The 14,067-nt window shown below is 61.2% G+C and carries 5 protein-coding genes; all 5 read right to left on the bottom strand.

Translation table 11 applies throughout. The annotated features are described in order from the left end of the window. Window positions 1-2: 2 nt before the first annotated feature. The 5 genes from HRF45_11380 to HRF45_11400 are packed head-to-tail and all read right to left on the bottom strand — an operon-like array spanning window position 3 to window position 13,966. The gene (locus HRF45_11380; protein ID MEP0767129.1) at window positions 3-716 is read right to left on the bottom strand and encodes a hypothetical protein; all 714 of its coding nucleotides are present in this window, start codon (window positions 714-716) and stop codon (window positions 3-5) included. 22 nt (window positions 717-738) lie between these two features. Continuing rightward, window positions 739-3,528 carry a hypothetical protein gene (locus tag HRF45_11385; protein ID MEP0767130.1) on the bottom strand — a complete coding sequence of 930 codons (2,790 nt, stop codon included), beginning with the start codon at window positions 3,526-3,528 and terminating at the stop codon, window positions 739-741. 18 nt (window positions 3,529-3,546) lie between these two features. Continuing rightward, the gene (locus HRF45_11390; protein ID MEP0767131.1) at window positions 3,547-6,456 is read right to left on the bottom strand and encodes a S8 family serine peptidase; all 2,910 of its coding nucleotides are present in this window, start codon (window positions 6,454-6,456) and stop codon (window positions 3,547-3,549) included. A 48-nt stretch (window positions 6,457-6,504) separates the two neighbouring features. Further along, a complete protein-coding gene (locus tag HRF45_11395) occupies window positions 6,505-8,265 on the bottom strand; it encodes a hypothetical protein (protein ID MEP0767132.1) in 1,761 nt (586 codons plus the stop codon). 52 nt (window positions 8,266-8,317) lie between these two features. Further along, window positions 8,318-13,966, bottom strand: a complete 5,649-nt coding sequence (locus HRF45_11400; GenBank protein MEP0767133.1) for a carboxypeptidase regulatory-like domain-containing protein — start codon at window positions 13,964-13,966, stop codon at window positions 8,318-8,320. Between the last annotated feature and the right edge of the window lie 101 nt (window positions 13,967-14,067).

Consider the following 14,067-nt stretch of genomic DNA (forward strand, 5'->3'; position numbering starts at 1 on the left):
GGTTAGTCTCCCAGGATAAGCAGCGCTAGCACCACGCCCGCAGCGGTCAAAAGAAAGGCTGTTCGAGTGAAGCCGCCCGATATCTGCTTCCTCCGCTCCGGTGCCGAGGTATCCAGAACTGCCTTCCCTATCCCCAGCGGCTCGGAGATCTCAGCCATCATCTTGGTCGCGGCATCGTCAATCGCGGCGGTCATTACGCCGACTTCATCGCTCTCCGAGCCACCGCTTGCCTTTCCGGTCACCGCGGCGCTGACGACCACGGTGTTCTCCTCGACGTTGTACACCTCGAGGCTGACGACGATGCTGCCAGTACGGGTCGCATCATCGTACTGGTAGCTCTCGATGGACCCAGCGAGTGCGAAGGGGGTGCGGAGGATGCGTCCCACCTCGACAGCGCGCCACGTATCACCCTCTGGGACGTTGAAGGGGGGCTCGGCCTTGGAAAGTGGAAGTCGTCCGTCTTCCAAGGCGAGTTGAATCGGGGCAGAGCGGCGACTGTAATGCAGTGGCCGATACTCGCGCGTCGCCTCCAACTTCGCGAACAGCATCGTACGAATCAGCACCGCCGGATCGAAGTCTTCAGGCGGTGCAATATCTTCGGGCGCGCCGAACTCGAAGACCGTAATCGGAGTCTTCAGATACCCCTTTTGGGCGAACGCACCCGAGGCCGCCAGGATCAGCAGTAGGACTGCCGCCGGCCACATCCAATACCGCATGTTGTTTCGTCCTCCTTGAATCCTAGCGCGTCAGCACGTGCGGTCGGACCACTCGTGCGACCTGTCCATCCTCAGTGATTGCCGCGACCTCGATCACGTACGTGCCTGGGGGCATGGAAACACCGCTGGCGTCCCGCGTATCCCACACGTGCTGCTGTACACCGCGACTCTCCGCCCTACCGGTCGAGAGCGTGCGCACTACCTGACCAGAGGCCGAAAGGATGCGCACTGTAGTGGTTGCATCAGCACTCAGCGAGTACTGCACGTTGACTCCGCCGACTCCGCGCGTCTGCGTTACGTTCAAGCTGGTGATCATTACCCTGGATGGTGCCGCCGGAGTCATCTCCAACTTGAAGCGCCTCTGCCCCTCGGTCATCTGGAACGTGTAAGCGGATACGTTGCGCAAGTTGCGCACCGCGCCCGTCTGCAGATCGGTCAGGCGGAACCCCACGTCCTTTGGAAGTTGAGACAGGTTCGGCCAGGTGAGTGTCACCTCGCCGTCCCTATCGGAGGTCACGGTGAAAAACCACGTTGCTTCTCGGTCCGAGGCTGGGCGGATGTCCTGTGCGTAGGGGCCGGAATCTGGACCCCAGTCGTTGTTCTCGATGGCTACTCTGAGTCGGCCTTCCGGAGCTGCCGGCGGCTTGGGCACGTCGTAACGGTCGAGACCCACCGACGCATTCTCGGTAACACCGAAGAACGTTTTGGTGTCGGCAGAGCCGTTCGAACGTGCGGCAACTTGCAGGCGGAAGTGGCCGGGGCGCGGTGTCCACGCATCAAGTCCTGCTGCCCGAGGCGAGCCACCGACGCCGACGGTAAAGACCGGCGGCCAGATGACATCCAGGGGCCGAGTGGCCGTGATGCGCACCCAGTAGCCGCGCGCTGGTTCGATGGGTGTGGTGAGGTCCTCGGTGAAGGTGTACTCACCGAGCGCTTTGTCCCACCGATAGAGGACACCGCGGATCCAGCCGAGCCCGATGGCCTCTTCGAGGGATCTCGCCTGGCTCGGGTCGTCCGCTCCAACGAAGACGAGCTGTCCGAACGGAATGGGATACAACCAGGGGTTGCCGATCATTCGCCAGCCGGGCTCGAGGTTGATCTTGAAGTCGCTCGTCACCTGTCCCGGCGGTGCGCTTGCACCTTGCAGTGTGAAGACCGTGTCTTCTCCTGCATCCAGCCAAATCCCTTCACCCCGAACAGCGTTCGCCACCGGGATGTACCGGCCGGTAGTGGGGTCGACGCCGATCGTTCGTAATCCCGGCGTACCGAAAATCGACTCGAAGCGCGTGTCGCTGAAGACGAATGGCAGTGCGACCATGTCGTATCCGTCCGTGACCTTCATCTTGTTTACCGCGGGTATGAACAAGCGGTTCGTAACCGTCTTAGCGTTCGCGGGGGGCGGGCTAACGATTACACGATACTCGACGATGCCGTTTACGGTGCCGTCGGCGACCACGTTCCACTTGACCGTCGTCGAGCGTCCGGCGGCGATGCGGGGAATGATCTTCTGCAGCGTCTCGCCAGGGGCGACTGACAGGCCGGGCGGTAGCGAGAGGAGCACGCTAACGTTCGTCAGGTCCACTTCGCGGTCGATGACCGAGTAGCCGTTGGCCACTAGAGCGGAGATCGTGAATGGGCTCGGGGCCACGCTATTCGGACTGCTAGGATCGAACTGCAGCGCGCGTGGGGCTTCCGTCGTAACGGCGACCGGTACTTCGATGTTGCTAGCCGCGTTCGCCGAGCTCATGTACTGCACGATGCGTCTACCCGGCCTAACCCCGAGGTCGCCGGGCACGTTGACGGGGACGTTGATGGGATTGTGGAACACAGCGTAGGACGGGTTGACGACTGGCAGGTCGGGCACGGTGAAGCCGTTCCACTGAACTCCCTGAAGCAGACGTCCCACGGACATAAACTCGATTCGGTCTGCGATTGTTAGGTCCGGGTGACCTGGATCGGGTTTCAGCCAGTGCCGGAAGCTAGGATAGGGGTCGCTCTGACCCCAGTAGACGTCGAAGTACGGAGGGAACTGCGCCGTACCGACCGCTGTGCGGTCCGCAATGTAGTCGGTGCTCCTCGGCCGAAGTCCGGGAATCAGCACGTACAGGTTGTCGAGGAATCCACGTCGATCGCCATTTACGAACTGCCCGGGCGCTCTCTTCCGCATCGCAGTCCAGTGGCCGAAGCGCATACCGATCTGAACGGGGTTTTCCGTGAAGTTGTAAAAGTCCCACTGGAAGCGCCACGTGTCGCCTAGTACGTCAATCCGCAGGTCCACCCACACGTTAGGCCCGCCGAAGTCCCATAGACCCCGGATGTATGCACCGCTGGCACCGATGTATGGAGACAGGCGCCAAGAGGTGCCCTCACCGAACACCTTATCGGTGGTCGTTTCACCTTCGATTACCCGGATCGTTGCATAACACCAGTCGCCGCCCGCGAAGGGATAGCCGAAGGTAACAGCGCAATCGTCATCGGCTGTCGTTTGCTCGGACCCGGAGCTATAGCCAAACGCGAATCGGCCGCTTCCATCGGCGCTGATTGTCGGGTCGAAGCAGCCTTCCTCGGAGAAGTTGTAGTTCTGCTCGGGGTCTCCCGTGCTGTCGTCTGCGTCGTTACCCCAGGTGACCTGTCCGACGCTGTTCGTGAAGATGTTGATGACACCGTTCGTGAGACCGAAAAGGTTCTCCAGATATCCTCCGGCGAATGGCGCGTCGCCGAGACACCCTCGCCACGTCTGCGCAACGGCAAACGTCGGCGCGAGCAGCATCGCGGCTATCAGGACCTGCGCGACCTTACGTTGGACAGCCATACTCGTCGAAACTCCTTCCTAGCGCGTGAGCACCACGGGGCTCACGACCCTAACCTGTTCGCCGTTCGAGCCGGTCGCAGTGACCTGCGCCAGGTACACGCCTGGCGGCACTGAGATGCCTGCCTGGTCGCGACCATTCCACACGGCCTGATTGGCGCCTGCCGCCCGCGAGCCGCTGGACAGAACGGCCACTTGCTTTCCGGTCTGGGAGAGAATGCTAACGCTTACATGGGCCTCGCGGTTCAACGAGTACACCACCGTGTAGCTCACACTCCCTCGACCTTTGGACGATGTGACTCCCAATCCCGTTACCATCAGCTTGGCTGCGGAGGCCGGGGTCGCCACGACCTTGAAGAGCCTAGGCGTCCCGTCTCCATCGGGTCGGAAGCTGTAGCTGCTCGTATGGTTCATCGAGACTCTGCGCCCGGACACCGTGTCCACCAACGTGTAGGACACTCCCGAGCTCGAGCGAACGATCTCCTCCCACTCCAACGTAACGTCACCGTCGACGTTCGGTGCAACCACCGACAGGGTCCACTCCATGTTGCGCGTGCTAGCCGGCTTTAGGAGCTGGGCGTAAGGTGTTCGGCCGTCGTCCCCGAGGAGGGTTAGTCTCACGGATTCGATCGGTGCTGGCGCCTTCGGCACGGCATCAAACGCCGCGTCTGGGTCCGAAGTGACGCCGATGTAGTTACGTGCGTCGCGCATGCCACCTGCAGTTGCGGCGAGTCGCAGTGCCCATCCGTCGCCACGAATGGCCGGGCGATCATCGCCGGGAGCGCGAGATGAGGTCGGGAGCGGGTGAACAATCAGCTTGCAGTCCTTGCGGCAGTAGACCCAAGCACCCTCCCACGGGTAGAGCTGGCCCTGTGGTGCAGCGCGCCAGGTATATGCTAGCTCCGTGGGGGACCAGCGATAGATCTGTGGCCTGATGAACTCGTCCGCGATGGCCTCCTGCAGGCTCATTCGCTTGTTTACCGACTGCACCTCGACCGTGTTCCAATCCACCACGAAGGGGAATGGGTTACCGAACATCTGCCAACCAGGCTTCAGTCCGATGCTATACGAGTTATCAGTGTCCGGTGGGTTTTGCACTGGCAGCGGCGTGGCTAGCGGAATGGTCAGGAAGTAACCCACGCCGAAGGGTCGGAAGTCGCCGGAGACACCCACCTTCGTCACGTCGGCATCGGGCGGGGAGAAGGAAGCCCTCGCGTCGCTGGTATCCGATTGAGTGTATCGTGCCCACTCTCCGTCGGGCACGGGGTTGCCATTTCGGTCCTGGTAGACGAATCGTTGAAGCCGGAATGTGCCAGCGATTAGCTGCTCCGGACGTGCAGTCCCGACACCATAGGGCACGGCGAACATCGCAGTTCCAGCCGGTTGCACCCTGGGCTGAACTCGGAACGTTCGCGTGGGCACAGGCGAGATAGGATTCCCGTTGATGGCGCTCGTTGCCGTGACCGACAGGGTGTGCGAGCCGCTGGAGAACGCACGCGTGAAGTCAATCTCAGAGAAGACACTGTCAATGGGTGTAATGGTGCCGTGCGGAATCACCGTCGTGCCGTCACGCACTACAACCGACTCGGGCACGACGTTGCCGAGTCGGATGCGAACGCGAATGTTCGTGTACTCGAAGACCTCGTTGGCTGCGGGTGTCAGGAACTGCACCGACCCGCCGAAGCGACGCAGTGCCTCGAAGAGGTCGATCTCACCGTAACCATAGTCGGGGTTCGGCACACTCAAGTTGTGCGTGTTAGCAGAGGAGCGTAGTACGTCGAACACATCCGTTGGCGCGACACCCTGAGAGAGCAGCATCGCGATAGCCCCGGAAGCCATTGGCGCGGAGAACGAAGTTCCCACTGCCGTCGTGTAGATGCCGCGCATGTCCATGACCGTGGTGGCCTCCGACGGCCCGTACCCGTCTCCGGCGGGTGCGGCGAAGTCCACTTTGCGCGATCGATCGGTCGAGCCTGGGTTGGAATAGCTGGCGATTGCGCCTCCGCGTGCCGTGGCACCGATGGAGATGACGTTCTTGTAGCTTGCCGGCCAACCTGCCAGGACCGGTCGGTCGTTGCCCGACGATGCGACTATTAGTGTTCCCTGGTTGAAGATCTGGTTGATTAGCTCCTCTTCACGGGCACTTTGGTTGTAACTACCGAGGCTGAGATTTAGGACGGCCACTTTGGGTGTGCGCGAGTTGTTATAGTCGACCACCCACTGGAGCGACTCCTCGTACAAGGCCGCAGAAAAGAACCAGGGGTTATCCGTGGCACGGATTGGGAGAATCTTGATACCCTCCCAGCACACGCCGGCCATACCGATCGCGTTGTTCGTTGCCGCGGCAATCACACTCGCTACCATCGTCCCGTGCGAGTCCGGCCAGTTAGGGCCTGGGCTGGGGTCGTCGCTGTCGTCGTCGGCGTTATAGCCTGGCAGCAATCGAGATTGCCCACCCCCGAGCTGGAAGTCGGGGTGCGATATGTCTACTGACGTGTCCAACACGCAGACGACTATCCCGTCCTTGCCCTTCTGGAAGTCCCAGGTTAGGTGCACGTTCATCTGCTTGAGATTCCACTGCTGCGAGTAGAGGGGATCGTTCGGTGTCTGCTCGTGTCGGAAGTACTTCCAGTTCGGCTCCGGATTTCGGACTCCGGGTAGCTTGGCGAGATCCGCCGCCTTCTCGGCGGCAAGCTGCGATGCGTTAGGCATCGCGGCCTGCTTGACGCGGAGCAGGAAGGAGTTGGGCACTCTCATGGCGCGCACGAACTCCAGTCCATTTGCGTCCGCAAAGGCCCTAGCCTGGGCAACGGTGGTGCCTGGTGCCAGCGTCACGCGGATCTCTCCGTTGACGACAGCTCCTGCCTCGTTCGTCTGCGCAGCAACTGCTGCAGCAAACGCTAGGCTTAGTCCAATCAACCATTCTCTCATCTAGCCCACCTCGAATGTCCGAAGTCGCACACTACTCGAGCTACCAACCTATCTTCCCGGCGACGGCGGCGGTGGCGGCTCGTCAACCGGCGTGAACTCCCACGGCTCGGAGAACACGTAGCGATTGCCGTTCTTGTCTGGCACGGGCCCTGGGACGTCGTTAAGGTTGCGCGCACCGACTCGCCAATACAGCCGCTTGGCTCCAGGGAACAGGCCCCGGATATCGAGCGTGTCGCTGCTCAAGATTCCGCTCTGCTGAGTCGTCGGGAGGAAGAACACGTTGCGCACCGCCGTCCCTCGCGGGAATGTCAGGTCACGGGAGACCTGCACCACATAGTGGTTCGCGCCGGTTACCGCGCGCCACGAGAATCGCACGGTCTTCAGGTTGACGCTCTCCGAGCCGTTGACCGGCTGCTCGAGGCCCACCTGCTCTAGAACGGTAGCTGTGCCCCGAGCGTTCACCGGATCGCTCTCGAAGAAGCAGTCCGCCTGGTCGTCGCCACCCCCACCCGGAAGGTCGATGGACTTGACCCGGTAGACAAGCGAGAGCGAGTAGTTGTAGGTGCGTCCGGGAACCAGCGCCACTTCCGTCCCTTCTTCGGTTCCCGGGTCCTCGATGCAGTCGGTTCCGGGCCCGATGAGCTCGACCTGCCGCCAGTTGAATGCGAGCGGCGTAGTGTCGTCTATGAAGAAATTCTCGGTACCTAGGACGACCCCGATCGGAGCGTTGGCTACGTCGCTGCGCCAGATGTGCCACTCTACGCGGGTGTAGTTTGCAATCGCGAAGATGTTCGGATTCCAACTTACCTTCACACCTGAGCCGCGAGCGGGATCGAATACCGCTTCTGTCGTGAGGTCGTTGGTTGCTGTGTTGCTTCCGCCGCCTCCCGGCCCTGTGATGAGTGCTAGGACCAGGCCGACGACCAAGGCGGTTACAAAGATGTTTCCGAGGTTCTTCTGCTTTGGCGCCCCTCGAATTACCTTCGTGCCCACGATCTTGAGCTCCTCGACGGGGAAGATCGCTCTTGCTTTGTCGCCCGGCCGAACACCCTTCGTGCTCTCGATTACCGCCGCTTCGGCATCGTCTGCAGAGACTTCGATTACCTTTATGGTGGCCACGTAGTCACCGTATCTGAGAACGAGCATCTCCATGCCCGGGCGGATGCCTTCGCGCGCCCCCTTGTTCATCAGGACCTTCTGGGGGTTCGCGAACAGGATGGTCGCATCCGGAATCTTCAGGCTAGAGATCGTGGTGACGGCCTCGAGCGCGGCAAGCTGGATGGCCTCCTGAACAAGGGCGTCTTCGCCTCCGGTCATCCCGACGCGGCCGGTGCTTTCACCGATCACCCCACTGGCACCGCGGATCGCCCGACCCGATGCCGAGTCGTATACGTACACGCTCATCACGACACGAGCCTTGAGTGGGTTCTTGGTGATCAGCACTTGATCCACCGTGCCAGACACGATGGCCTCGCACTGAAGCTCCTGCCCGATCTTTAGGTACTTGAGCCGGTCGAGCGGGGGCGCCATGCCGAGGTCCTTCAGTGTCTGATCCACGGTGTTCTTGGGCAGAACATCGTATCGCTGGCTCTTGCTCAGCTCAATGCGGACGCTGTCGGTTGCCATGGCCGCTGTTGCTGCACCGCCGTAGTCGGATCGGTTCACGAACTCGACCACTGCCCAACTCGGCAGTTCGACCTGCGCCTGCGCTCTTCCGGTTGAGAACCCCTGGTAGCAAGTCAGGAGCATGCTTACCGCGAGCACTCGGCTGATGGTGCGCGCCAACGGCGTCTTGATGAAACGTCTCACTTCAGTTTCTCCTCCGTAATCCGGATTCTCATACCGATCCTTGGTGTGCGCCTTAGCGCTTCAGCACGATAGGCGCCACGGCGCGAGCAATCTGGCCGTCCTCGGTCGTGGCCCGCACCTCAATCGTATACATGCCGGGCGGCACAGACACGCCCTGACTATCTCGCCCATCCCACGTTACGGACTGCACACCAGCAGTCGCAACCAGTCGATCGTCAATCACGCGCACTCGCTTGCCGGATGCCGACAGCACGGTCACCTGGACACTGGCCTCTGTCGAGAGGGTGAAGCTGACCGATGCCACCCCGCTCCGAGTCGCCTGGGCAACGGGGTTCGTGATACGCAGCACCCTATTCGCTGAGATCGACTCGATGCGGAACTTGCGCGCCGCACCGTCCGAAGGCACGAAGCTGTAGGACGAGGTTGAGCGCATGAACACTCGCTTGCCGGTCTGCTCGTCCATTAGAACGAGGTTCAGGTTGCGAGGCAATTGACTCATCGCGGGCCAGCGCAGTGTTACCTGCGAGCCGGCACCGTTCGTCTCTACCACGAAATTCCAGACCTGAGTCCCGGCAACGGGCCCACGAACGTCCGAGATGTACCTACCGGAGCGTACACCCCAGTCCGTGCGAGGTACGTACACGCGCACGTAGTTCTCCTCATCAGAAGGCGGCCGCGGGAAGTCGTACCTGCTATCGAACCCGTCTGTCGCACTGCTCGCGACGCCGATGAACGCTGCCGTATCCTGAAGCCCTGTCTCTGTGTGGACATGGATGGGCAAGCGCCAGCCATCGGTCAGTCGCCACCAATCGGAACCTTCGGGACCGTAGGCCCTGCCGTCACCGCCTGGTGCCGAACCGCCAGCAGGATCCACCAGCAACGTCACGTCCTCATAGGCCAGGAACCATGCACCCTGGTACTGTCCCAGTGTTAGGCTTTCGTCCTTCACCAGGAAGCCGGACTGCATCTTCCAGATGATGGGTACTACCCACCCGGCAGCCACTGCCTCGTTATAGCCGAGGACGCCTCCCGGTCCACTTATGAAGCTGTTACCCAGCCGAACGTCGAACTGGAACGGATCGCCGATCAGGTTCCACCCCTTCTTGATAGCGATTGGGTAGATGTTGTTCGGGTCGGCAGGCGTTCCAGGCGTGGTAAGCGCCATGTTCGTGTCGTTGGACAGGAAGTAGCCTCGGCCGAGTCGGAACCGGTCCGCCGGTGCCATCGGGTAGTTGAGGAACAACTGCCTGTCAACGTCCCAAGTCGTCAGCTTGAAGTTAAGACCACCGTTGAGCAGCTGCTTCGGATCGTCGGTCAGGTAGTTGAACGGAACCGAGATCAGGTTGATGAACCTCGCGAAGTTCGCCAGCGGAGTTAGGATGATGTCGTCGGCATACTTGGGCAATCCATCCGGCGGAGTGTCCCCGTCCGGCACTGTCACCGTGATAGGTGCAGGTGGCCGGAATCCGGTCCCCGTGGTGTCCACGTGCACTGTGTACGTGTTGATGTTGTCACCCAACTTGCAGTCGGGGGCGGCGAACTCATAGTTATAGACGTTGCCACCCGAGGTAATCGGCGGCGAGAACGTCACCGTGTTGCACACCGTCACGTCGTTGAGCTTCACGAGCACAGGCAGACCGGCGGGTGCGGCCTCGAAGCTACTGCCGCTCAGCCTCGTCTTGACATAGCCACGAAGGGTGCGAGGCGAGACCGGTGTCAACTGGACGTCCTGCGTGATCGACGAGCCAGAAATAACGTTCACCGAGATATCGTCCCGGGTACGGAAGCCGAATGCCGACACCACGAGAACGTAGTTCCCCGCAGGAAGGTCTATGCCACTGCCCGCGAAGTCGTACTGACCGTTGCCATCGGTCAGCACGGGGCCATAGGTCACCTGTTGCCCGAACCGGGTGATACGAGCAGTTAGTTGCGCGCCGGGAATGACAGGATTCCCCTCTTCGGTAGATGTCACGGTTCCGGTGACGTTCCCAGGCGGCCTAAAGATGATGAACGTGTCGGAGCCAGGCGGATCCGGGTTGCCGGTGTTTACGGTCGTCGTGACGCCAGCATCCACCACGACGGTCGCGGACGGCGGCTGGCTAGTATCAGAGAATCCTATCGCAGTGCCGTCAACGGTAACCGTCCAGTTACCTCGGTTGCAGGTGATAAGGAACCGACCCTGGCTGTCCGTCAGACCGGAAACGGGCGGAATAGTCGGGAAGTCGGAGGTCAGCGTAACCGTCACGTTGCCCACCGGCGAGCCGTTCTCATCCACGACTCGCCCGGTTACGGATCCCGGTGGCTCTTTCGTGATAATCAAGTTGATAGTGTTGGCATCTTCCTTGTTGACCTGGCCACCGTGGATACCCAGGATCACCTCGGGGTGTTGGATACGGAAGCCGGGCTTGACAGCGTCCACGAAGTAGTGACCCGGCGGCAGACCGGTGATTACATACTCCCCGTTGGAATCAGTCAAGGCCGCTCCGAGCACCTGGCCGACCGTTGTGGGGTCCTTTCCGTTCCCACTGATCCACCGGACGAGCACACCTGCTTCCGGCCTCTTCTCCAGCGTGTCCGGGTCTATCGCCTCGACCTTACCATAGGCCCGGGCGGTCCTCATCCAGCACAGCATGCCATGAAGCTGCTCGTAGCGACGACTGTCCGACCACGCTACGTCTCCATATATTGGGACCGTGATCACTCGATGCGACGAGTGGACCCCCTCCAACCCGTACGAAAGAAACACAGTCTTAGCTCTCGACGCGTGCGTTGCCGCTACCGAGGCGAAGCCACCTGAAGAGTACCTATAGGGTCTCCAAGTCGTCGGAATGCTAACCGTGCCGACCGCATTGATGGAGTCGATCCAGAGCTGGTTCCAAGCACCGTCGATGGTGACTGACCCGGCCACTAACACACCTGGTGTTTGGAGCTGCAATCCGAACGGCGTCTTTACCAACTGCGCCGGATCCGCCAGGAAGTTCTGCTGCGCCCAATCGTCGAGCTCGCCGTCTGGGCGTATCCAGTGGAAGTCCCACGGACCGAGGACCACCGGATCTCCCGGCCCACCCTCGATCACGTCGCCCGAGTCGAGCAGGCGGTGCCGAGAGGCGTTGTAGGTGCCTTGTGCGACGTCGGGCCCGACGTCGTCTACGTACTGCACTTTGAAGTAGTTAGTCAAGAAGGTGCTAGGTATCTGTCCGCCCTGTGTTAGTGCCCAGGCAATATCCTGACCACTCAGCACGAGGCGGCCACCCGCGTCCAAATACTGCTGAACTACTTGTCGGACCTCTTGGATATGAATGCCGACGCGCTCCGTCCAGAGGTCGCCAGAGTACGGAGCTGCCCACACTACCGCGCGCTCCGCGACCAGCACTTGGCGGGTCTGCAGCGGGTTGTTAGGATCCACTTGCTGATCGAATCGTGGTAGGTACTGCGCGAGGGCCGTCAGCGGGATCGGGCCACGGCACTGAGTGCGCCAGATGTCGGCCTCTTGATAGACTGCAGTCGGGCCGAGCGTATCTAGCGTCTCGCCGGTCCGAGGATACGGCTCACCCCAAGGCGCAGGTAGGTAGAACTTGTCGCGCACTCCCGCCGTGGTATAGAACCATGCGTTCTCGCCGTGCGTCGCTGGGTTGCGCAGCCAGTAGCTCTCCACTGGGGCCCATGTGGTGCGGGCGAAGAGTCGGCCGAGCAACGGATCGAAGTTGAGGTCCTGCGCGAAGAGCTGTCCTGCTACGTAATCTGCAACGAACAGGATCGGGTTTCTGGCCGCAAATAGCTGAGTGGTAAAGCCAGAGATGTTGTCGTAGACGAGTTGGTTGCCTGCGACGTCTTCCACGAGCAGGTCGAGGTAGAAGTCGCTCGGCTGCAACGGTGTCACCCATGTATTGGTGTACCAGTTGTCCCCCGCAACCTCGCCTTCCGGCTCGTTGCCCCCTTCGCTGATCGGTCCGTCGTCGAACAACTGCAGGCCGTCCCGTAGGTCGGAGGCTCCTACCGTACCAACAAACAAAGCCCACGGGAAGGCGTAGTTGTAGGTGTACGGGTTGACGACCTCTTGGCCGATCTCCACGAAGAGGTCCATCTTCTGGCCAGTAGCCGGGAAAGCTCGTTGGCCGAACGGGTCGGGCAGATCACCGCGGAGTTTCAGGTACAGGCGGTGCTCCACACCTTCGCTGTCCACCTCAGCTCCATCCGGGTCTTTGAACTGCGCGTACACGTGCTTCACGCCCGTTTGGAGGTCGCTGACCCAGGCTTTGATCTTGATCGGTTGCCCCGGCATGCCTTCGCGTGGTTCGACGATGGGCAGCACTTCGAGCAGCGGCGGTGTCGAGTCCACGAAGAGTCCTATCCAGAGGTCGTGAAAACCATCGATCTGGTTCACTGGGGGGTTCGGACGGTCCGACACGTACACGAGCCAGTTAAGCCGGAATGCCTCCGTCGGATCCGTCGCGCCTTGCTTACCGGTCGTGTCTCCCGCAGGATCAGCTGTGTAAGCCACCGGGACGTTGACTGCGTTGTCCTCTGGAATCTCCGGGCTGTACTGGTAAATATCGTAGCTCTCGCCCACACTGTTGGCCGTTACGCGGATGCTCAGCTTGCCGTCGTAACGCGCCTTGCGCGTCGAAGCAAAGAGAATGCGTGCTCCGTCACTCCGCCAGACCGGGTCGCGATCCTTCGACGGCGTGCCTCCTACTTGGAAGTTTGTCCAAGGCATCGCGCCGTCGAGCGGCATACCCAATACGTACATGTACAGACGCTCGCTCGTAGCGGTGCGACGTACGAATATGATGCGCGAGCCATCGGGAGACCAGTCGGGGTCAACGTCATCCGCACCTGCGGGCGGCTCCGTCAGCTGCCGAGTGAAGGCCCCGTCCGGGTACGGCGATCCATCCGCGCGTGAGCGGTAAAGTTTGTACGGTCCTCCGCTGGCGAGGCGCGCGGCGAATACGATTTCGGTTCCACCGGGTGAGAAAGCGGGATGAATACTATCGCCGAGCGGGCGCACCGGGTCGTAGTTCACTCGGATGGGCGGGATGTTCGTGCTGAGGTATCGGACGTAGATGTCGAAGTTGCCCGACCCGACGGTGCTGCGCTGGGAGTATACGATTGCATTGGAGGCCAAGTTGGTGTCTGGGTAGCGCTGTTCGCCGAAGCGCTCCTCCGGCAGATTCGGATCGTTGCCGGTCAACTGCTGCGCATTCAGCCCCTCCATGTCGCAACGCCAGATGTGGTAGGCCTGGTTGACCCCGTCCCACACTAGACGCCCGGTGGAATCGACGCCGGTGGCGTTCGAGGAGAACCAGAGCCTCGTGTCGCCCTGCGCAAACTTGGGCTCGAGAACGTCGGCGGCCGTCAGCGTGATGTCGCGGTCTTGAGGGGGGCCGCCCCGAGTCGTGCCTTGCCACCGCGCGCGGAAGCTCTCCTTGGAAAACAACATGTGCTTGCCGATCTCGAACGGCGTCTGGATCACCGGGAAAGTGACCACGTTCTTCTCGGGTACGCCTGGAATTCGCTCCACCGACTGCGCCCCAGGCAGTTCCGAACGGTTCTGTTTCGTTCGAATGAGACCGCCCCGATCGGCGAACTTCGCGGCGTCCTCAGGCGGGGGAGGGGTCTGTGAGAATGATGAAACAGGAGAAGCGAATAAGAGCGCGGCGCTGAGAATAACGCCAATCACCGTAGCGCCTTTAGGTTTCACTGGGCACTCGACCTCCTCAATCACCGTCGCCGGTAACGCCTCCATGCGTAACGCAGGATTATAGCATAACCCCTACTGCGTTCCACTTCCGAGACGTGCGG

Source organism: Fimbriimonadia bacterium, assembly GCA_039961735.1.
Lineage (GTDB): Bacteria > Armatimonadota > Fimbriimonadia > Fimbriimonadales > JABRVX01 > JABRVX01.